The following is a 21091-nucleotide window of genomic DNA, read 5'->3' on the forward strand; positions in this document are numbered from 1 at the left end:
CCCGCGCGCGCTGCTCAGGGACGGCCGTCCTCCGCGCCCTTGCGGGGGCGGCCGTGCTTGTCCTTCACGTTCTCCCGGTCTTCCTTGCTCCACCAGATGCGGGAGCTCCACAGGGCGGGGCCCAGGACGACCGTGAGGACGAAGAACACGACCAGGCCCACCACGATCTCCGTCAAGGCTTCCTCCAGGGGTCCGTGGCAACGGGTGCGCAGGGACCGGAAAAGGCAACCCTAGCGTCCCCGTCCCGTGGGTGCCACGAGAGGCGGTCGGGCAGGAAGTAGCTCGGAGCGACGCGCCCATTGCCCCTGTGCATGCCGCAGGGCGGCGAGCTGGCCTCCGCCGACCTTTCAGAGTCCGGGAGGCCCCACTCGGACGGCGAGGGCCCGGGTGCTTCGCGGTCGGGCAACCTGCCTGGGCGGGCAGCGGGCGGCAGTCCTGCTAGATTGCGCCCCCATGAACCGATTCTCCTCGACCCTGTTCACCGCGCTGCCCCTGACGGCGGTGCTGGTCGCCCCTGTCGCGGATGCCTGCACCAGCATGCTGGTGACCAAGGGCGCCACGACGGACGGCTCCACGTTCATCACCTATTCGGCGGACTCGCACGAACTGTACGGTGAGCTGTACCACACGCCCGCGCGCCGCCACGCGGCCGGGGCACAGCGCGACATCGTCGAATGGGACACCGGCAAGTTCCTGGGGCGCATCAAGGAACTGCCCGCCACGTACTCCGTGGTGGGCAACATGAACGAGCACCAGCTCTCCATCAGCGAGTCCACCTTCACGGGCCGCAAGGAGCTGGAGGGGCCCTCGGGCCTCATCGACTACGGCTCGCTCATCTACGTGGCGCTGGAGCGCGCGAAGACGGCGCGCGAGGCCATCCAGGTGATGACGGACCTGGTCGCCGAATACGGCTACGCCTCCACGGGTGAGACGTTCTCCATCGCCGACCCGAAGGAGGCGTGGCTCCTGGAGATGATTGGCAAGGGAGCCGGCCAGAAGGGCGCGGTGTGGGTGGCCCGCAAGCTCCCCGACGGCGTCATCTCCGCGCACGCCAACCAGGCGCGCATCCGCCAGTTCCCGCTGGGTGACCCCGCCACCACGCTGTACTCGCCGGACGTCATCACCTTCGCGCGCGCGAAGGGCTGGTACACGGGCGCGGACAAGGACTTCAGCTTCGCGGACACGTACCACCCGCTGGACTTCGGCGGGCAGCGCTTCGGCGAAGGGCGCGTGTGGAGCATCTTCCGCCGCGCGGCCCCGTCCCTGAAGCTGGGCCTGGAGTACGCGGATGGCGCGGACCTGAACAAGCGCCTGCCCCTGTGGGTGAAGCCGGACAAGAAGGTGTCCGTGCAGGACGCGATGGCGCTCATGCGCGACCACTTCGAAGGCACCGCGCTGGACATGTCCAAGGACGTGGGCGCGGGCCCCTACGCGGCGCCCTACCGCTGGCGCCCGATGACGTGGGACGTGGACGGCAAGAACTACGTCCACGAGCGCGCCATCTCCACGCAGCAGACGGGCTTCTCCTTCGTCGCGCAGATGCGCGGCTCGCTGCCGGACGCCATCGGCGGCGTGCTCTGGTTCGGCGTGGATGACACGTTCACCACCGTCTACACGCCCATGTACGCGGGCATCCGGCAGGTGCCGAAGAACTTCTCCCAGGGCGTGGCCAGCCGAGGCGACTTCTCCTGGGATTCGTCCTTCTGGGTCTTCAACTGGGTGTCGAACCAGGCCTACGGGCGCTGGAGCGACATGATCGTGGACGTGCAGAAGGCCCAGGGCGAACTGGAGGGCCAGTTCCTCGCGGATCAGGCCAACGTGGAGAGCATCGCGCAGACGCTCTACAAGCGCACGCCCGAGCAGGCCCGCCAGTACCTCACCGAGTACTCGCTCCAGCAGGGCGACAAGGTGCACGCGCGCTGGCGCAAGCTGGGCGAGCAGCTGCTCGTGAAGTACATCGACGGCAACGTGCGCGACGCGACGGGCAAGGTGAACCACCCCCGCTACCAGGACGCGTGGTACCGCCGCATCGCCGCGGACAACGGCGCCCGCCTGGAGTCGCGCGAGAAGCCCGAGCCGAAGCCCCAGGCCCCCGCGGCTCCGACGCCGGCCCCCGCCGCGGCTCCGGCGACCCCGAAGCCCACCGTCGCTCCGGCCCCCTGAGGTTGCCCCTCGGGGCGAGGCACACCGGGAGCCCCCGCCCGGTGTCCCGCTCCGGTCCGCGGGTCGCGGCTGTGACGCGGCGTCCGCCCCCGACCCGCGCGGTGCGAAGCCGCGCGGGTCCTTCACGTTCACGCGTGTGTCCACGCGTGGCTTGTGGCAGTCACGGGCCCGGGCGGAAGCGCGCCCCTTCGCGAAGGACGGTTCCTTGAGTGACGCTTCCCTGGTGACAGCCCCTCCGCTTCGGGACGACGAGCTGGCGGACTTCCTCGTACGCACCAGCCGCACGTTCGCGCTCGCCATCCCGTTGCTGGAGGAGCCCCTGCGCCGCGAGGTCGGCCTGGGCTACCTGCTGCTGCGCGTCGCCGACACGCTGGAGGACGCCGCCCCCTGGTCGCGCGAGGAGCGGCGCGAGGCCCTGGCCGGCTTCGAATCGCTGCTCCATGAGGACCCGGCGGCGGACGTGGGGGCCCTGGTGAGTGGCTGGCTGTCGCGCCGTCCGACGGAGAACGCGGGCTACCTGGAGCTGTTGGAGCGCACCCCCGCGCTGCTGGCGAGCCTGGACGCGCTGCGCACGGAGGCCGGCGCCATCCTGCGCCACTTCGTGCTGAAGACGGTGCGGGGCATGCGTGACGTGCTCGCGGGCGCCACCACCGAGGGCCTGCTGACGCTGCACTCGCTCCAGTCGCTGCGTGACTATTGCTACATCGTGGCGGGACTCGTGGGGGAGCTGCTCACGGACCTGTTCGTCCTGGATCCGCGTCTCGCGCCCTATTCGCCGAACCTGCGCGCGCTGGCCCCGCTGTTCGGCGAAGGGCTGCAACTGGTCAACATCCTCAAGGACGTGCGGCAGGACCGGCAGGAAGGCCGCGCGCTCCTGCCCGCGAACGTGGAGCTCCAGGACGTGGAGCGGCTGGCGGGCGAGGACCTGGTCGCGGCGGCCCGCTACGTGAGGGCCCTCTACGGCGCGGGCGCCCCCCGGGACGTGCTCGCCTTCACCACGCTGCCCCTGTTGCTGGCGCAGGCCACGCTGGAGCTGCTGATCCGCGACGGCGCCGGCGCCAAGGTGTCCCGCGCCGTGGTGCACGCCCAGATGGACGCGCTCCAGGCCTCGCTGGACCGGGGCATGCTCCCCGAGTCCGTGGAAGCGCTCGCCGGCCCCGTGCCCGGCAGCCCCTGAAAAGCGTTGGGAAGGCCGCAACTTCCAGGCGCCTGCATCGGATAATTCCAATGCAGGTGTTTCCCCCCTCTGGAGTGCGTCCCCCATGAACTGCGCCCGCTCGTCCCCGGCGGTCATCGTGTACTTCCCCGCGCGTCCGGACGCGGCGCCCGCCCGGGTGCAGCGCCGTATGCTGCGGGCGGCGCGGGACGGCCAGGATTCGGGGGGGCTGCCCTTCGCCGCCACGCGTCAGCGTGGGCTGTGGACGTTCCAGACGGCGACGGGGCCGGAGCGGTGGTTGCCGGGTCGGGTGCGGGGGCAGGCGCGGATGCACGCGTTCCTGGTGGAGGTGCTGGGCTTTGGCGGCTTCATCCGGGGCTACGACGTGGCGGCGGACACGCGCAGTGATTCGATTCCGGGGCACCCGGACTTCGCGAAGAACTTCGACCTGTTCCTGCACCACTACGCGGGCGCGCTGCTCAAGCGGGTGGCGCCGGAGTCCGCGTTCGGGCGGGCGCTGGGGCAGGTGGTGATGCTCAACGGCCAGCAGTGGGCCGGGCTGGGCTTCACGTTGACGGACGCGGGCCAGCGTCTGGTGGACGCGTGGCTGGCGGAGCAGGGCGTGGTGCTCAGCGCCGCGGCTTGAGTGACCCGGGTGGCCCGCGTGGCTGCCTGCTTCCGGAGGGGTTTGGGGGGGCCCTCCGGGAGGCCTCTGGGCGGACGGCGGGCTTTTCGGATAGGGAAGGGGGGATGACTGCCCTGGCCTATCCCATGCCGCTGTGTGTCGCGCCGATGATGGACTGGACGGACCGGCACTGCCGGTACTTCTTCCGTCAAATCACGCGCCACACCCTGCTCTACACGGAGATGGTGACCACGGGCGCGGTGCTGCACGGCAAGCGCGACCGCCTGCTGGGCTTCACGCCAGCCGAGCACCCCGTCGCCCTCCAACTGGGAGGCTCGGAGCCGGAGGATCTGGCGGCCTCCGCGCGCATCGGCGAGGAGTGGGGCTACGACGAGATCAACCTCAACGTGGGGTGCCCCAGCGACCGCGTGCAGTCCGGCCGTTTCGGCGCGTGCCTGATGGCGGAGCCGGACCTGGTGGCCCGGGGCGTGGCGGCGATGCGGGAGGCGGTGCGCATCCCGGTGACGGTGAAGTCGCGCATCGCCATCGACGACCTGGAGGAGTGGACGACGCTGGAGGACTTCGTGCGGCGTGTGTCCCAGGCAGGCTGCACGCGCTTCATCGTGCATGCGCGCAAGGCGTGGCTGAAGGGCCTGAGTCCCAAGGAGAACCGGGACGTGCCGCCGCTGAGATACGACCTGGTGTACCGGCTGAAGCAGGAGTTCCCGCACCTGGACATCAGCCTCAACGGCGGGGTGAAGACGCTGGACGCGGCGGCCGAACACCTGCCCCGCGTGGACGGCGTGATGATGGGCCGGGCCCCCTACGAGTCGCCCTACCTGCTGGCGGAAGCGGACCGGCGCTTCTTCGGAGGCACGCAGGCGCCTCCCACGCGGCATGAGGTGGTGGACGCGATGATGCCGTACATCGAAGCGCAGCGGAGCCAGGGCGCGCCGCTGGGCGCCATCACCCGGCACATGCTGGGCCTCTTCCAGGGCCTGCCGGGCGCGCGCGCGTGGCGCCGGCACCTGAGCGAGAACGCCCACCAGGATGGCGCGGGCCCAGAGGTGGTGCTCGCCGCCGCCGCGAAGGTGCCGCGCGAAGCGGCGCTCCAGGCCGTGGCCTGACATCCGCCAGCCGGTGTGTGTCTTTGGCGGGGCGCATTGTTTTCGTGGCGTGAATCGCGGCCTCCAATGTATCGAGGGCAAGCCGGGTCTGTTTCACGTCGCACGGTTCGTGATGAACGGTCGGAAGCCGCCGAGCGCTAAAGGGCATCCCTTTAAACCTCTTGCTTGACGTAATCGACGGTGCCGGCAGCGAGGACGCGTGATGTCGCGACCTGCCGGCGCACCTCGCTCCCCGGGGCGTAGCCTTTCTTCGTCCGTGGTTTCGGCCCGCGAGGGTGCTTGAGGAGCATCGCTGGGTCGACGTGCCTTGCCATTTTCACGAGCGTCCGGGCCAGTTGCCCCCTGTGTCAGGGAAGTTGTCGCCTCGGCTGAGCGGCCGGGATGACCACTGCCTGGGTGCGAGCGGAGGGGGGATACATACTTGGAGGCCCGGAATGCGCGGGCCACTCCCAGCCTGGTACTGCGCGCCGCCACCGCGCGACGCGCAGCATGAGTCCCACCGAGAACCGCGAGCGGTCGTTAGGGAATGGGGCGCCTCGGTTGGTGGGCGAAGGCCTCCTTCAGGCACTTCAGCTTGGAAAGGCCATCTTTGAGACGCGCCTGGGTGCGGACGCCATAAACCTTGCTCGTCCAGTAGCGAGTTCCACCAGTTCGAAACCCTGCTTCGGTTCGAATGATGCGATGAGGTCGCTCAGGATTTCGAGTGTTTGGATGCGTGTCGTTGCGCTGCCCTCGCGCAGGAACTCGCCCAGGAACGGCACGACCGCCAGGACCACGGGAAAGTAGGTCCCGGCGTGGTTGTTCCCGAGCGCGTAGAGGACGCGCGAGTAGACCGCGTCGGCCGTTTCCGGGGTCGCGGCCGCCAGTGCTCGCAGCGCCTGGGGGACTTCATCCGCCGGGTTCCAGGAGGGTTGGCGCTCCTGAGCCCAGCGGACATGTTCGAGCCCCTTCAGCACGGTGCTCAGGCGGGCAGGGACTTCAGGAAGGAAAGCAGCGCGGCATTCACCTCCGCGACGCGTTCCTGCTGGATCCAATGGCCCGCGCCCGGGAGGACAAGGATGTCCTGGAGGTTGGGAACCAGCGCCTTCATGGGCTCGACAGGGGCGAAGGCGCGACCCGGGTCCTTCTCCCCGATGATGAAGAGGGCCGGCTGCTCAATCTTCGCCGTGGCGAGTTCGGGCAGCTCCGCCCAGTCGCGGTCCATGTTGCGATAGCGATTGAGGCCGCCACGGAAGCCGCTGCCCTGGAGCTCCTTCGCGAAGTACGCGACGTCCTCCTCCTTGAGCCAGCCCGGCAGCGTTTCAGGCGCGGCCAGCCCCGTGAGGAACCCGTCGCCCTGCTTCCTGCCCTGGACGGCGGCGGACTTCGTATCGAAGCCGGGGACGCCGGCGAGGATGGTCCGCACCGTCTTCGGGATGTCCGCTTCGAGCTCCGCCTCTGCGACTCCGGGCTCCTGGAAGTACAGGATGTAGAACCACTTCTCGCCGAAGGCATGCTTGAAGAGCTGCGTGGGCGGCAGCGGCGTGCGGCCCATGTGCGGGACGCTCATGCCGACCACCGCGCGAAAGCGGTCGGGGTGGAGCGCGGCGAGGTTCCACGCCATCGCGGAGCCCCAGTCGTGGCCGACCACGACCGCCGTCTTCTCCCCCAGCGCGTCGAGCACCCCGACGAAATCCGCCATCAGGTGCTTCATGCTGTAGTCCTCGATCTCCCGAGGCTTGTCACTCTGCCCGTAGCCGCGAACGTCGGGCGCGACCGCGTGGTAGCCCGCCGCGGCGAGCGCCAGCAACTGGTGGCGCCACGAGTACCAGGACTCCGGCCAGCCGTGGAGCAGCAGGACGAGGGGGCCTTCGCCCGCCTCGGCCAGATGCAGGTGGATGCCGTGGGTCTCGACGGTGCGGTGTGTAATCCCAGCCATGGTGTTCGCTCCCTTCCTGGAGCCGCAGGTGTGCCCGTGAATGACTCCGATGTCCCGGCCACCGTGCCGACCACCAGAAGATCGTCTTCCCGGTGACAGTGAAACCGCCACCGGCGGTTTGTTCCCCTTGAGCAACGCCGTGCCCCACGCGTCGTGGCTCTACCTGGGAACGCTTCACGGCCAGGGCATCGCGCGCGTGCCGGTGCCTTGAGCCGGCGCAGGCTGTCTGGGAGTCTTTTTCGCTCCCGGCATGAATGAAGCCCTCCTGCGCGGCACCTATGGCACGGCGCTGGGAAACCAGATGCTGGGCTTCGCGCTCGCCCGTGGTTTCGGGGAGCGCGATGTGCTGCGGCTGATGCAGACCGACCGTGTCACCCTGGCGGATCCGGACGCGCGGCTCTCCTTCGGCCCTGCGTTACAGTTCTGGGAGCACGTGGTCCGCACGCTCGCGGACGCTTCGGTGCCCATCCAGTTCGCGGAGATGATCTCCCCGGGAGAACTCGGGTTGGTCGGCTTCGCGGCCATCACCTCCGCCAGCGTCCGCGAGGGCATCCACCAGGCGGTGCGCTACTACGCGCTGCTGGCCGACACCGCGCGCATCCAGGTGTCGGAAGTGCACGAGGGGCTCCGGCTCGAATTCATCCGCGCCAGCGAGCCTGGCCTGGGCATGCGCGTGATGAAGGAGAACTCCATCGCAAGCATCCTCCAGGTGATCCGCCTGGCGAGCGGCATCGACTTCGATCCAGTCGAAGTCGCCTTCCGTCATCCCGCGCCGCATCCGCTGGTCGCGCACCGGCCCTGGCTGACGGGCGTGACGAAGAACTACGGGGTGAGCCAGCAGCTTGTGGTGCCGGCGTCCTCGTCAACGGTGACGTACCTGTTCCCGGCGGGCAGCAGCCCCGCATGGACGTCGCAGCCCGGTGTGGTGGCCTCCGGAAACGCGAGGGCGCGCTTCACCGTGCTGCCCGGCACCCACCTCGACTGCTGGAGCCAGCAGTACGACAACTCCGCGTTCTGGGACTGGCTCCTCGCGCAGCAGCGCACTTCCACACCCTGAGCGGACGTGCGTGCGCCGTCACGGGTGCGTCGACTAGCTTCACGCGCCATGAACGCCCGTCTGCCGCTCGTCGTCCTCGCCAGTCTGCTTTGCGCATCCAGCGCGTGGGCCCGGCCCTACCGCGCCATGGTGACGCGCACCGCGTCCACCACGAAGAGCGGCAACCTGGAGCTGGGCCTGCGCTATCAGGGCTTCTTCGCCCTCGACCTCGACGAATCGCAGCCCTACCAGCAGCTCTCGCCGAGCCTGCGCTTCGGCATCGTCGACAACCTGGAGGCCAACCTCTACGTGGAGCTGCTGGCGCTGGGACTCCCCGGGGACGACGACTTCAAGGTCGCCTTCGGTGACATTCCCCTCGGGCTCCAGTGGACGTTCCTGGAGTCCGGCAAGGTGGCGCTGGCGGCCTACGGGCGCGTCACGCTGCCCACGGGGCCGAGCGACGAGGACGGCATCCTCCCGAGCCTCTCCGACGGCACCTGGGACTGGGAGGGCACCCTCATCGGCGAGCTGCGCGCGACCAAGGACCTGCGCTTCATGCTCAATGGCAGCTACCTGCACCAGGGCACGCGAGACCGGGGCAGCCTGCCCGAATTCGATGTCCCGGACGCGGTCCAGCTCGCGCTGGCGGCCACCTACAACCTCGACAAGTTCACGATGCTCGGGCTGGAGGTGGTGGGCCGCCTCTACTTCGAGGACGTCATCACCCCGGTCTGGCGCGACAACGCCACCCAGGTGGAGATCCTCCCGGTCGTGCGCCACGAGGCGTTCCCCGGTCTGGTGCTGGAGGCCGTCGCGGGCATCGCAGTCACCGAGGGCCTGAGTGAAATCTACCAGTTCCGCCTCCTGCTCGGCGCCACCTACGAGTTCGACCTCGCCTCGGGGCCGAAGCTGCCGAAGAGCAAGGCGGACCTGCGTCCTCCCAAGCCCGCGCAGCGCCGCCGCCGCTGACAACGCGCTCAGCCGTCCTTCAGCTCCCGCCTTCGTCGACGACCGCCTGGATGGCCTGCTCCAGCCAGCGGCGGGTGGAGGTGTTGCCCGACGCGGACAGGTGATAGCCGGGCATCAACCGGCAGCTGATGAGAAAGCCGCTCCAGAGGATGTTGAGCCGGGCCGCGCGCCCCTCGCCATCCGGTGGGCCGAGCCAGCGCGCCAGCGGCTCCAGCGCCTTCTCCCACAGCAGTTCGACCGTCGTCGCGTATGCCTCGGGATCCGTCGCCGAGAGGATCAACATCGCCAGGGGCCCCGGAGCGTCCTCCGCGCCGAAGAAGAGCGACACCACCTCCTCACCGAAGCGCTGACGCTCCACCTGCAACAGGGGGGTGATGTCGAGCACCTGCTCCAGCGTCGCCCGGTACAGCCCCTGCTTCGAACCGAAGTAGCGGCCCACGAGCGAGGAGTTCACCCCCGCAAGGTCCGCGATGTCGCGCACCCCCGTGCTGGCGAAGCCACGCGTGGAGAACAGCGTCCGGGCGGCATCGATGAGCGCGGCACGCGTGCGCTCGGCATCGCGTTGACGCGTCGAGGACCTGGGGTCGGGCGGAGGCGGCATATCCACGGTTGTTTACCTATGCTAGGAATTCAGGTATGTCCAGCTATGTACACGGCCGTGTACATCGTGCGCGGCCGCCCAGCCGAAGGGACGTGCGCGGATGACTGCGACGACGAAGGGCGAGCTGTCTTTCTCTCCGGAAGCGTTGAAGGAGAAGTACCGGCAGGAACGGGAAAAGCGGCTGCGCGCTGATGGCAATGCCCAGTACCGCCCCCTTCAGGGCGTCTTCGCGGACTTCGACAAGGATCCCTACGTCGAGCCCGGCTTCACCCGTCCGGCGCTGACCGAGCGGACGGACGTGCTGATCGTCGGCGGTGGCTTTGGCGGCATGCTGGCGGGCGCTCGCCTGCGTCAGGCGGGGGTGGAGTCCTTCCGCATCGTCGAGAAGGGCAGCGACTTCGGCGGCACCTGGTACTGGAACCGCTACCCGGGCGCGGCCTGCGACGTGGAGTCGTACATCTACCTGCCGCTGCTCGAGGAGACGGGCTACATCCCCAAGGAGAAGTACGCGAAGGCGCCGGAGATCTTCGCCCACTGCCAGCGCATCGGCCGGCACTTCGACCTCTACAAGGCCGCCTTGTTCCAGACGCTGGTGCGGACGATGGACTGGGACGAGGGCACCCGTCGCTGGAACGTCACGACGGACCGGGGTGACCTCATCGCGGCGCGCTTCGTGATCATCGCGGGCGGCATCCTCCACAAGGCGAAGCTGCCGGGCATCCCGGGCATCGAGACCTTCCAGGGCCACTGCTTCCACACGAGTCGCTGGGACTACGCATACACGGGGGGCAGCCCGACGAGCCCCATGACGAAGCTGGGCGACAAGCGCGTGGGCATCATCGGCACGGGCGCGACGTCGGTGCAGGCCATTCCTCACCTGGGCGCCACGGCTCGGCAGCTGTATGTCTTTCAGCGCACCCCCTCGGGGGTCGGCGTGCGAGCCAACCAGCCGACGGACGAAGCCTGGGCGAAGTCGCTCCAGCCGGGCTGGCAGCAGGAGCGCATCCGCAACTTCTCCGCCATCGTCTCCGGCCGCCAGCAGCCCGTCGACATGATCAACGACGGCTGGACCTACATCTTCCAGGGATTGGATCTCACCCAGGCCCGTTCGGCGGAGGAGGCCGCCGAGCTCGCGCAGCTGTCTGACTTCCGCAAGATGGAGGAGCTCCGCGCGCGCGTGGGCGCCCTCGTGAAGGATCCCGCGACGGCCGAGGCGCTCAAGCCCTATTACAACCAGATGTGCAAGCGGCCCTGCTTTCACGACGAATACCTGCCGACGTTCAACCGGCCCAACGTCCAGCTCGTCGACACCGAGGGGAAGGGCGTGGAGCGCATCACGCCCACCGGCGTGGTGGTCAACGGAAGGGAATACCCGGTCGACTGTCTCATCTACGCCTCGGGTTTCGACGTGGCGGGAGAGTTCACCCAGAAGCTGGGCTTCGACATCCGGGGGAGGGGCGGCCGGTCGCTGCGTGATGCCTGGGCCCAGGGCCCGGCCACGCTGCACGGCATGCACAGCCGCGGCTACCCCAACCTGATGTTGTTCACCACGACCCAGAGCGGCTGGGCGATCAACTTCGTGCACATCCTCGACGAGCAATCACAGCACGCCGCCTACATCATCGCGCGGTGCTTGCAGCAGGGCGTCGAGGTGTCCGAGCCCTCGGAGCAGGCGCAACAGCAGTGGTGGGACGTCATCCTCGGCCGGCTCAAGACGAGCGCCACCTTTGGCGGGGCCGAGTGCACGCCGGGCTACTACAACAACGAGGGCGTGACGGCGGGCCCGGAGATGATGAAGTTCGCCACCTTCGGCGGCGACACGCTCGCGTTCATCGACGTGCTGCGCGAATGGCGCAAGGGCGAGGAACTCGTGGGCCTGGAGCTCACGCGCGGCGGGGCGGAGGTCCCGTCATGAGCGCTCCCATGTTCCGATTCCTCTCCAGGTCCCTGGCCGCCAGTCTGGTGTTGGCCGGGGCCGCGGTGCTGGCCGCTCCGCCCAGGACCTGGCGCCAGGAGGTGGTGGTGGCCGGCTCCCCCTTCCAGGGCGTCCACGGGCTCGTCGTCGACGGCAAGGGCCACCTGCTGGCCAGCAACCTGTTGGGCCAGACGGTGCACTCCGTGGACCTGAAGACGGGCGCGGTGAGCACCCTGGTGGGGCCTCCGCTGGGCGGCGCGGATGACGTCACCCTGGGGCCTGACGGCTCGGTCTACTGGACCGGCTACTTCACCGGCCAGCTGATGCGGCGCACGCCGGATGGCAAGACGCGCGTCATCGCCCGGGGGCTGCCGGGCCTCAACTCGCTGGCCTTCCGTGGCGATGGTCGGCTCTACGCCACCCAGCTCGGCGCGGCGGATGTGCTGTGGGAAGTGGACCCGAACGGCAAGAAGCCGCCACGCAAGGTCATTGACGGGCCCGGCTTCCTCAACGGCTTCGAGTTCGGCCCGGACGACAAGCTCTACGGCCCCCTCCTGCTCAAGGGGCAGATCGCCCGCATCGACGTGGACACGGGCGGCATCGAGCCCGTGGCCCAGGGGTTCGCGATGCCAACGGCCGTCAACTTCGACGCGCGGCGCGAGAACCTCTACGTGGTCGACGCGGCGCGGGGCGAGCTGGTGCGGGTGCGGCTGCCCTCGGGCGACAAGGAGGTCGTCGCGACGCTGCCCACCGGACTCGACAACCTGGCCGTGGGTCCCGACGACCAGGTGTACGTGTCCAACATGGTCGACAACGACATCCGCGTGGTCAACCCCGCGGATGGCTCGGTGCGGGTGCTGGTCGAGGCGCGCTTGAGCGTGCCCTCGGGCATCGCCGTGGCGCCGGATGATCCGGACGAGCGGGTCTACGTGGCGGATGTGTATGCCCTGCGCCATGTGGGCGGCCTGGATGGGAAGATCCACCAGACGGACCGGGTGCTCTCCTCCCCGACGAACTTCCCCATGAACGTGAGCGTGAGCGCGCAGCACGTGGTGCGCAGCACGTCCTATCTGGGCGGCCACAGCAGCGTGCAGGTGCTGGAGCGGGCCACGGGAAAGCTCCTGCGGACCCTGCCCAACACCCACGGCGTCCAGGGCGTGGTGGAGCTCGCCGACGGCACGCTCATCCTCGCCGAGGGCGCCACGGGCCGGCTCGTGCGAGTGGACACGGCCGAGCCCGCGGTCACCACGGTGCTCGCCGAGGGGCTGGAGGGCCCGGTGGGGCTCGCGGCCGATACGGACGCCAGGGAGCCCGGCGTGTACGTCACCGAGGTGCGCTCGGGGAAGGTGACCCGGGTGCGGCTGTCGGATGGCGCCAAACGCACGGTGGCCAGGGGCCTCAAGGGCCCCGAGGGCATCGCCCGACATCCGGACGGTGGGCTCTTCGTCGCCGAGGTGGGCCGCAAGCAGTTGGTGCGCATCGATCCAGCCACGGGCAGGTCGACGGTGGTCGCGAGCAAGCTGCGCATCGGTCTGCCCGAGAGCGCTCCCTTCCCGCCGGGCTACCTGCCCACGGGCGTCGCCGTGGGGCGCTCGGGCACCGTCTACCTGACGTCCGACATCGAGAGCGCCCTCTACCGCTTCGTCCCCGAGCCCTGAGATAGGATCGGGCGGCGACGCGACCGGGAGCATGGGGCCCGGGTCCGTGGGTTGAGGGGAACATCCGATGGGCGCTGTCTTCGCGGGAGTGTGTCTGCTGGGGGAACTCGCCCTGGGCGTGGCGCTGGTGATTGGCGCCTTCTTCACCCTGGCCTTCAGCAGCGAGGCGTACCGCCACAACGCCACGCCGCTCCATCAGGCGTTGAACATGCTGGCCTTCGCCCTGGCGGTCCTCCCCACCTTCGTCACGCTCTGGGTCGGCTGGCGGCGCTTCCTGTCGGACCGTCCCTGGGAGGCGGTGCCGCTGGGCATGGGGCTGCCCCTGGTGGCGCTCGTGGTGTGCGCGGGCGCGGCCTTCCTGGCGGTCACGGGCGGAGAGTTGTCGACGTCGCGCCACCGCGAACAGGAGGTACGGGCGGCGCTGGCCGCGCTCCGTGCCGAGGTCGACGGTGGGGCGCGGCACAAGGTGTGCGACCTGGTGGCGCGGGATCCTCGCGCCTCCGCGGAGGACATGCGCCGCTGCCGCGACTTCATCGAGTCCCGGCCCGGGGTCGAAGCCCGCTGGGCGGAGTTCTCGAAGTTCTTCGATGAGCAGATGGGCTTCCAGACCTGGAAGCTGGGGGAGGTTGGACTCGCTCCCGCGTTTGAGTGGAGCAAGGCGGTGCCGGTGATAAGGCACGACCAGGAGTGGTTCCTGCGCGCGTTCTATGAAACCTGGCTGGCCCGGCCTCAAGCCCTCGCGTCCATGGAAGACCTGGGCCGGCTGCGACTGGCGCTCCAGAGCAGCACCCGCTACCTGGGCTGGGACGCGCGCGCCGTGGAGACCCTCCGCACCCAGGTGCTTCCCGCGCTGAGCGGACGGCTGGATGCGCAGGAGCCACGGCTGCGCGCGTTGCCGGACATGGACGCGTGGCTGCTGGGTTCGGTGCGCGAGAAGATCCAGAACCTCCAGACCTCGCCCGAGGATGGGGTCGAACCTCTGCCCCCGCTGCCGGGCTCGCCGTCATCGGGCACCGTCGGCGTGGCGCGGATGGGAGACGACGGCGCGTTGGATCTGTGGCTGCGCGCGTCGCCCACCTCGGGGGCGTTCGGAGACGTCTACCTCCGACGCGCCTCGTATGATCCGGAGTACGGGGACTGGTTGAAATACCTGGGAGGCGCCCCGCGCCCCGGGGAGCTGCGGTTCATCCCCGCGCCCTGAAACAGCCCTGGCGTCAGGCCGGCTTCGCGAGCGCGGCGTCGATGGCCTGGACGAGGCGCGGATCCTCCGCCGTCACATCCGGGGCGAAGCGGGCCGCGACGCGACCATCCCGGCCGATGAGGAACTTCTCGAAGTTCCACTGCACTTCCGGCTTCGGGTTGGCGACGATGCCGTAGCCCTTGAGGTTCTCGCGCATGGGCCCTTCGCCGGTGGCGTCGGGGAGGGCGCGGGTGAGCTCCTGGTAGAGCGGGTGCTTCTTCTCGCCGACCACGGCGATCTTCGAAAACAGCGGGAACTTCACGTCGTACTTCAGGGTGCAGAACTCCTGGATCTCCTTCTCGCTGCCCGGCTCCTGACCCATGAAGTCGTTGGCGGGGAAGCCGAGCACCTCCAGGCCCTGGTCGTGCTTCTGCTCGTAGAGCTTCTCCAGGCCCTCGTACTGCGGGGTGAGCCCGCACTTGGACGCGACGTTCACCACCAGCAGGACCTTGCCCTTGAACTGGCCAAGGTTGCGCGCGGTGCCGTCGATGGCGGTGAGGGGAATGTCGTAGAGGTCGTGGGCCATGCGTTCGCTCGCGGGTGAAAGAGGGGGCGCAACCCTAGCGCCTCCGGGAAGCGGGCGCCCGTGGAGATCGCGTCGCGAGGTCAGGGCCCTGGAGCCCCCAGGGCGATCGTGCCCACGACTCCACTGTCGGACGTGCTGCAGACCAGGGCGCGATTCGTCAGTGCGTAGCCTCGCGCCCACGACCTTGCCGCGATGCAGACGCCGAGTGCTCCGCTCGCGGCCCCCACATCCCCGAGCGACGTGGCCGGAACCACCTCGCGAATCGACTCCAGGACGGGTGTCAGTCGCACTCGCGCGTGTCCCCATGCGTTGGCTCGCCACGACTCGCCGTTCAAATCGACCACCAGGTCTCCAGAGAACGTCGCGCCTGTCTTCATGCGTCCGAGGGCGGCGCGGACCGTGGCGTCGAGGTGGCCCGCCATCTCCGGCACCGCTCCTGTCCGCCACCGTACAGCATCGTCGGGATCGATCGCCGTGGAGGGCCTGGCCACTTCGACGCCCGCGAGTCGCGCGGCCACGGTCGCGTTCCTGCGCTGGACGGCCGACTCATCCTCCACCAGGAGACATGCGGCGGCCTCACCCGGCCGAAGCCCGGTCGGAAGCTCTTCCGAATGCAGTCGGCGGTCATCGGAGAGCCACTGGAGGCTGATGGCGTCGAGCCAGGAATCCACTGCGATGAGGAGCACGCGGGCGCACCGGCGCTCCGACAGGAGTCGCGACGCGCGCTGGAGTCCAAGAGCCGTGGCCGCATGCCCCCCCAGGATGAACTCGTCGGCCACCGCGCCTCGCGCAAGCCCCGTGAGCTTGCGAAGCAGGTCCCCGCACGAGCGCTGGAGCGCCGTGGCTGTCTCAGGCTCGGGCCATCCGAAGCGCCGCTCTCCGAGTTCCGGAAGGGCCCACACGAGGCCTGTCTCGCCCCAGAACGCGTCCTCGGCCGGCGGAAGCTGGCCAAACCGGATGACGCCCTCCACGGCGACCTGGGCGAGCCGGAGCCATGCGGCGGTCTGGATGAACCCCTCGGTCAGGGGCCACGCCGGTGAGCCCATGAGTGGAGCCTCTTCTTCGTCCCCGTAGACGGTAGGCCCCGCGATGGGACGGACCCGGACGATGCCCGCACGCAACGCCGCAGCGGAGGAGATGACGTCGTACCCGACGGCGGTCACCAGCCCGAGGGAGGAGATCACCTGCCTCATGGACGCACCTGTGGCTTCTCGAACGCCCGCGCGGTTTCGACGGCCTTCCAGGAGTCAGGGGAGGGGAGTCGCATCCCCTGGAACTGCCTCGCGAGGCCGGGGGCCAGCGGCGAGTCACGCTCCACGGAGAGCCCTGCGCGCACCGCCAGTTCCAGCCAGGCCAGGACCTCCGTGGAAACATGGGCGAACGTCGCGGCGTCGTCGGCGCTCAAGGCGTCCCGGGCACGCATGGCTTCGGTGCGCGCCTGGAGCTCCGCGATGGCGGTCGCAAGGGCGACCTCGAATGCGCGCGGGTCGCGGCGGTCCAGCGCCGTGCAGACCGCGAGACGGAAGTCATCCGGAGCCAGCGCGGCCCATGCATCCAGCCACTGCTGGGCGGACCCCTCGGAGGCTTCCACGAAGAACCGGTCCATGAGGAAGCGGACATAGAAGAAGTCCTCCTCGTACTCCTTGCCCTTCGCGAGCGTCTTTCGAGAGTGCTTCGCCAGCTCCGCCGCGCCAGCGTCATCGCGACAGGCGATCGCGTCAAAGAAGGGTTCGGACCTGGAGGTCAGCTTCTCCGCGTCGGGTGCGCTCTGGAGGAAGTGCAGGAACGCGCGTCCGCTCTTGAAGAGGTTCGGGAAGAAGGTGCTCGGATCCGCCGTGCTCAGCAGGCCCGCGATGGCCATCCGCCGGTACAGGGTCGAAACCCTCAAGTAGTGCTGCTGGCGCGGTGGCGCGGAGAGAACCTGCGGGAGCAGTTCCTCGAGCGTCACCGCAGCGTTCTTTCCAGCGAGTGGCGCGAACGTGGGGGGCATGAAGCCGCCTCGGGAGGTCAGGTGGCGGGGACGTCCAGGATGAAGAACGTGATGTTGGTGGGCTTCGGGACGATCTTCCGCCACGCATCCAGGACGCGCTCGCTCACGACATAGGATTCAGGCTCCTCCTTGAGGCGGAAGAGGTCCGGTGCCTGGGCGATCTTCTTCGGGTCCAGGACGTAGTGCGTGATCTGCACGACCTTCCCGTCGAGGTATTCAATTTCGGAGGCGGAGGTGTCCAGAACATCCACTGTGCCCAGCGGGTTGACGATGAAGTAGTCACTGGAGGCCAGTCGCTTCTTGTGATTGTAGATGGAGAGCGGCAGGTATTGCACGGGCCCTCGGTTGATCTCCTCCATCCCGTCCCTCAAGCGCTTGCTGACAATGAGCAGTTGCACGGTATTGGGGATGAGGTCCGGGATCTCGATACCGGGCTCTTCGTCCGACATGAAGATCTTCGCACCCTGGGGGTACTCGTCCCCCTGGAGTTCGACGCCATCGCCGAGCTTCCAACTCTTGAGGCCCATGTCTTCGGGGAAGTTGAGGAGGACGCAGAACTCCGGTCGGGTCTGTTCGAGCGTCTTGAGCAAATAATATTTCACATCTGCTCCGTCGGGAGGTTTCTAGAGCGTGTCGGACTTGTTCTTGGCCTGAGGCTGAAGCTTGTTTGCATGCTTGTCTAGCGATGCGCCGGGTTCACTCTGGCCCCAGGCGATGATCTGGTTCATCAGATTTTTAGAGAGGTTTTCGAGTTTCTTCTTGATCAGTTCTGTCTCTGGAAGCTCGTGGCCCTCCTGTTTGGCTTTGTCGCAGAGCGACTTGTAGGTCCTGATGATGCCAGTCAAGGTGTTTCGCACATGGCGGTTGTAGACGGGGTGATCGGTGCAGATCTCATCGACACCCTCTCCCCCGTGCTTGAGTTGGATGTGTCTGGTGAGGCCGAGGATTCGCGCGACCTCCTTGTCCTGTGGAAGCATGAACATGTTGAGCTTGTGGTTGATGTTGTACTTCGCCATCATCAACGACTTGCGCATCACATTCGGTACATTTTTGAGTTGCTCGGAGATGAGCGTATTGAAGAGGCCCTTGGGGATGAGGTGGTGGGCATTGTTCCAGTAGGGCCAGGTATCCTGCGAGAAGTTCATCCCAGCAGGGATTTTTATCATCAGTCCATGGATGCTCTTCCGCATGACTGACTTCGACGGCCCACCTACGTCCCAATCGCCCTGTGCGGGCGCCGGCAATTCAAGGGCGTAGTACGCGGGCGCCCACCCCCCGGCGTTCGTTTCATAGACCGAGGTCTTCACCGGTGTCGTGCGGCTGGCGTAGTCGTGGAGCCGCTCCTTGATCTTCGCCTCCGCCCCCGCCTGCTCGTAGGCCTGATAGCGGTAGTTGCAGGTGACCTTGTTCTGCTTCTTCCGGAACGAGGCCTCGTGCCCCGTCAGGCATGCGCCGCCCTCGGTCGTGCTCTTCTGCCGATGCTGCTTGTGCAGGTCTTCGAGCTCAACGTCCGCGAGATGTCCGTCGTCTCCCATGAAGCCTCCTGGCAGGGCGTCGCCAGGAGTCTAGCACTCTGGGTGCGGGGCGTGAACGGGTCGCCACGGCGGACTCGTCCATCCCTCTCACTCCTCGATCGTCGTCTTGTGCCACTGCTGGCCGTTGAGCGCGGGATCCCGGTTCGGGTCGTAGTTCGGGTCGTTCGCCGGCACGTATTGCCCGTTGCCATTCATCCAGTACTGCTTCGCGCCCGTCTGCACCTGATGGCGCTTGCCGTCGGTGGGGCTCCGGACCGTCTCCTCGTCCTTGATGTAGTTCAGGAACCGGTGGTGGTTGCGGTCCGAGGCGGCGTCGCGGTCGGCATGATTGGACGCGATCAGGGTGTTTATGGCGTCGTTCTTCTCATGGAAGGCCCGCTGCTGGGCTTCGAAGGCCGACTTGTTGGCCTGCATGCGCTGGTTGTGCGCCGCCCAACTGGAGCGCTCCCTGGCCATTTCGTTCTGGTTGTAGGCCTGGACGTACTCGGGATTGTAGCGGGTGTTGGACAGGGCGTTGAGGACGACCTTCTTGCTCTCCTCGTAGCGCTCCGGAGGGGCATCCAGCGCGTGACAGTAGTAGTTCCAATTGACCATGTTGCCCATGTCCGTCGCGTTCAGGTGCATGACAATCATGTAGGGATTGCCCTTCTTGTCCGTCCACTCCGTGACCCGGGCGAGGAAGAGCTGCCGCATCGGGCCGACCTTGTAGAGCAGGTCGGAGAAGCCCTTGTTGGCGGCGGCGATCTGCGGAACGTCGTACTGCTTCACCAGCTTCGCGCCATCCCGCTGCGCGACCGGCGCCAGATCCTCCTGGATGACAGCGTCGATGGAGTTGAAGAACCGCATCTTGTTGCCGGACCTGCGTGACCATTCCTGCATCATCGGGTCATTGGAATACATGAATGTCTTCAGCGGGAGCATGTAGACATTGACGTTGCCCGGACCGCTCATGGCCGCCTTGCCATTGTTCAGGACCCAGTTGTCGGGCAGCGGCATGTTCCCCATCTCCTGGAACTTGTCGTCGAACATCTTGTGCGCGATGAGCTTCCCGTTCGGAGCCACCTGGGGCACGGCCGGGGCTGACGCCGCCGCGCTGCCGTCCGCCTTGGGCTTCTCTTTTTCATCGCACGCCGGGGTCGTTGTGATCAGGGCCATGAGCAGGATGGGGTGGGTTTTCATGGAACTCCGGGGTGAGGCTTGAATCCCCAGGCTATCAGAAGGCAGGACTCCACGAGGGGGTGCGGACGCACGGACCGCATGGGTGGCCTTGACTCGAAGGGGAGGACGGTCTCAATGAACCACCATGCGACACGTCCTTCTCCTTGGCACCCTCCTGCTGTCCCAGTCCGCCCCTGCCGCCGAGCCCGCTCGCGCCCAGGTCCTCAAGGCCGCGCGCCTCTTCGACGCGAAGACGGGGAAGGTCGTGACCCCGGGCGTGGTGGTGGTGGCGGAGGGAAAGGTGGTGGGCGTGGGACCGAAGGCCCCCGTGCCGGAAGGCGCGACGGTGGTGGAGTTGGGGGACGCCACGCTGCTGCCGGGCTTCATGGACGCGCACACGCACCTGACCGTCGCGCCCGGGCCGGACTGGCGCAAGGACGTCGTCGACAGCTTCCAGCGCACCATCCCCGAACTCACGCTGGACGCGTTGCCCTGGGCCCGCACGACGCTGATGGCGGGCTTCACCACGGTGCGCAACCTGGGCGCGGAGCACTTCATCGACGTGGGACTGCGCAACTCCATCGCTCGCGGCACCGTGGTGGGGCCGCGCATCCTCGCGGCGACCTCCAGCGTGAGCTCCACTGGCGGGCACTGTGACTACGGCAACTCGTGGCGCAAGGGGCTGCTGGCCGAGGACTCCAGCCCCGGCGTGGCGGATGGGCCGGACGCGCTGCGCGCCCGCGTGCGCGAGAACTTCAAGTACGGCGCCGACCTCATCAAGGTGTGCGCCACGGGGGGCGTGATGAGCCTCAACGCGGATGCGGACGCGCCGCAGTTCACCCAGGCGGAACTGGACGCGGTGGTGGACGAGGCCCACTCGCGCCGGCGCAAGGTGGCCGCGCATGCCCATGGCGCGGAAGGAGCGAAGCGCGCCATCCGCGCGGGCGTGGACTCCATCGAGCACGGCACCCTGATGGACGACGAGGGCCTGGAGTTGATGAAGCGCAAGGGCACCTGGTACGTGCCCACGGCGTTCGCCTTCAACGGCATCCAGGAGCTGGCGGCCCAGGGCAAGCTGCCGCCGGCGACCGTCGTCAAGCTCCAGACGGTGGCCGTGCGGCGCGAACAGGTGCTGCGCAAGGCGATTTCCATGGGGGTGCGCATCGCCTTCGGCACGGACGCGGGCGTGTTCGCCCACGGGCGCAACGCGGAGGAGTTCGCGGCGCTGGTGTCGTTCGGCATGACGCCCGCGGAAGCGCTGCGCACCGCCACGGTGCACGCGGCGGAGCTGCTCGGGGTGTCGGACCGGCTGGGGACGCTGGAGCCTGGGAAGGTGGCGGACGTCGTCGCCGTTCCCGGCAATCCCCTCCAGGACATCCGCGCCACCGAGAAGGTCTTCTTCGTGATGAAGGACGGCGTCATCCACCGCAACGAAGCGGCGCCCTCCATCCCCGCTCCGCGCTGAGCCCCGGCC

Annotated in this window: 20 protein-coding genes; 10 read left to right on the forward strand and 10 right to left on the reverse strand. The window is 68.2% G+C overall.

The annotated features are described in order from the left end of the window. Positions 1-14 precede the first annotated feature (14 nt). The gene (locus OV208_RS28435) at positions 15-176 is read right to left on the reverse strand and encodes a hypothetical protein (RefSeq protein ID WP_267577052.1); all 162 of its coding nucleotides are present in this window, start codon (positions 174-176) and stop codon (positions 15-17) included. A gap of 277 nt (positions 177-453) precedes the next feature. Between OV208_RS28435 and OV208_RS28440 the strand changes: the two genes are divergently transcribed. The 4 genes from OV208_RS28440 (at position 454) to dusA (ending at position 5071) form a co-directional block, all read left to right on the forward strand. After that, positions 454-2163, forward strand: a complete 1710-nt coding sequence (locus OV208_RS28440; RefSeq protein ID WP_267577053.1) for a dipeptidase — start codon at positions 454-456, stop codon at positions 2161-2163. Between the two features lie 205 nt (positions 2164-2368). Beyond that, positions 2369-3340 carry a squalene/phytoene synthase family protein gene (locus OV208_RS28445; RefSeq protein WP_267577054.1) on the forward strand — a complete coding sequence of 324 codons (972 nt, stop codon included), beginning with the start codon at positions 2369-2371 and terminating at the stop codon, positions 3338-3340. An 85-nt stretch (positions 3341-3425) separates the two neighbouring features. Beyond that, on the forward strand, positions 3426-3965 hold the full coding sequence (locus tag OV208_RS28450; protein WP_267577055.1) for a hypothetical protein: 540 nt from the start codon (positions 3426-3428) through the stop codon (positions 3963-3965). A gap of 104 nt (positions 3966-4069) precedes the next feature. Then, positions 4070-5071 carry a tRNA dihydrouridine(20/20a) synthase DusA gene (dusA, locus tag OV208_RS28455; protein WP_267577056.1) on the forward strand — a complete coding sequence of 334 codons (1002 nt, stop codon included), beginning with the start codon at positions 4070-4072 and terminating at the stop codon, positions 5069-5071. A gap of 569 nt (positions 5072-5640) precedes the next feature. Here dusA and OV208_RS28460 read toward each other — a convergent pair. Both OV208_RS28460 and OV208_RS28465 read right to left on the reverse strand, forming a co-directional pair. Further along, a complete protein-coding gene (locus OV208_RS28460) occupies positions 5641-6027 on the reverse strand; it encodes a hypothetical protein (protein WP_267577057.1) in 387 nt (128 codons plus the stop codon). 5 nt (positions 6028-6032) lie between these two features. Continuing rightward, entirely contained in the window at positions 6033-6989 is a 957-nt protein-coding gene (locus tag OV208_RS28465; protein ID WP_267577058.1) for an alpha/beta fold hydrolase, read from the reverse strand. A gap of 250 nt (positions 6990-7239) precedes the next feature. On the opposite strand from OV208_RS28465, the gene OV208_RS28470 reads away from it, so the two are divergent. Continuing rightward, on the forward strand, positions 7240-8046 hold the full coding sequence (locus OV208_RS28470) for an AraC family transcriptional regulator ligand-binding domain-containing protein (RefSeq protein ID WP_267577059.1): 807 nt from the start codon (positions 7240-7242) through the stop codon (positions 8044-8046). 48 nt (positions 8047-8094) lie between these two features. Next, positions 8095-8994 (forward strand): transporter, encoded by a 900-nt coding sequence (locus OV208_RS28475; protein WP_267577060.1) that lies wholly within the window; start codon positions 8095-8097, stop codon positions 8992-8994. Between the two features lie 19 nt (positions 8995-9013). On the opposite strand, the gene OV208_RS28480 is transcribed toward OV208_RS28475, so the two are convergent. Further along, positions 9014-9595: a TetR/AcrR family transcriptional regulator gene (locus tag OV208_RS28480; RefSeq protein WP_267577428.1), complete on the reverse strand. Its 582-nt coding sequence runs from the start codon at positions 9593-9595 to the stop codon at positions 9014-9016. A 100-nt stretch (positions 9596-9695) separates the two neighbouring features. Here OV208_RS28480 and OV208_RS28485 point away from each other — a divergent pair, with 100 nt between their 5' ends. The 3 genes from OV208_RS28485 (at position 9696) to OV208_RS28495 (ending at position 14369) form a co-directional block, all read left to right on the forward strand. Next, positions 9696-11510: a flavin-containing monooxygenase gene (locus OV208_RS28485; protein WP_267577061.1), complete on the forward strand. Its 1815-nt coding sequence runs from the start codon at positions 9696-9698 to the stop codon at positions 11508-11510. Next, positions 11507-13168, forward strand: a complete 1662-nt coding sequence (locus OV208_RS28490; protein WP_267577062.1) for an SMP-30/gluconolactonase/LRE family protein — start codon at positions 11507-11509, stop codon at positions 13166-13168. The genes OV208_RS28485 and OV208_RS28490 overlap by 4 nt, the downstream gene beginning before the upstream one ends. 67 nt (positions 13169-13235) lie before the next feature. Then, positions 13236-14369, forward strand: a complete 1134-nt coding sequence (locus tag OV208_RS28495) for a hypothetical protein (RefSeq protein WP_267577063.1) — start codon at positions 13236-13238, stop codon at positions 14367-14369. Between the two features lie 13 nt (positions 14370-14382). Here OV208_RS28495 and OV208_RS28500 read toward each other — a convergent pair whose 3' ends face one another. From OV208_RS28500 to OV208_RS28525, 6 genes are all read right to left on the reverse strand, one after another. Beyond that, on the reverse strand, positions 14383-14934 hold the full coding sequence (locus OV208_RS28500) for a glutathione peroxidase (RefSeq protein ID WP_267577064.1): 552 nt from the start codon (positions 14932-14934) through the stop codon (positions 14383-14385). Positions 14935-15014: 80 nt separating this feature from the next. Continuing rightward, on the reverse strand, positions 15015-16127 hold the full coding sequence (locus OV208_RS28505) for a hypothetical protein (RefSeq protein WP_267577065.1): 1113 nt from the start codon (positions 16125-16127) through the stop codon (positions 15015-15017). Further along, complete coding sequence (locus tag OV208_RS28510; RefSeq protein WP_267577066.1) at positions 16124-16924, reverse strand: Imm49 family immunity protein; 801 nt, start codon at positions 16922-16924, stop codon at positions 16124-16126. The genes OV208_RS28505 and OV208_RS28510 overlap by 4 nt, the downstream gene beginning before the upstream one ends. A 17-nt stretch (positions 16925-16941) precedes the next feature. Next, on the reverse strand, positions 16942-17526 hold the full coding sequence (locus OV208_RS28515; RefSeq protein ID WP_267577067.1) for an imm11 family protein: 585 nt from the start codon (positions 17524-17526) through the stop codon (positions 16942-16944). 21 nt (positions 17527-17547) lie between these two features. Then, the gene (locus OV208_RS28520; RefSeq protein ID WP_267577068.1) at positions 17548-18459 is read right to left on the reverse strand and encodes an AHH domain-containing protein; all 912 of its coding nucleotides are present in this window, start codon (positions 18457-18459) and stop codon (positions 17548-17550) included. Between the two features lie 87 nt (positions 18460-18546). Continuing rightward, the gene (locus OV208_RS28525; protein ID WP_267577069.1) at positions 18547-19638 is read right to left on the reverse strand and encodes a hypothetical protein; all 1092 of its coding nucleotides are present in this window, start codon (positions 19636-19638) and stop codon (positions 18547-18549) included. 124 nt (positions 19639-19762) lie between these two features. On the opposite strand from OV208_RS28525, the gene OV208_RS28530 reads away from it, so the two are divergent. Beyond that, positions 19763-21082: a metal-dependent hydrolase family protein gene (locus tag OV208_RS28530; RefSeq protein ID WP_267577070.1), complete on the forward strand. Its 1320-nt coding sequence runs from the start codon at positions 19763-19765 to the stop codon at positions 21080-21082. Positions 21083-21091 lie beyond the last annotated feature (9 nt).

Source organism: Corallococcus sp. bb12-1 (assembly GCF_026626765.1).
GTDB lineage: Bacteria > Myxococcota > Myxococcia > Myxococcales > Myxococcaceae > Corallococcus > Corallococcus terminator.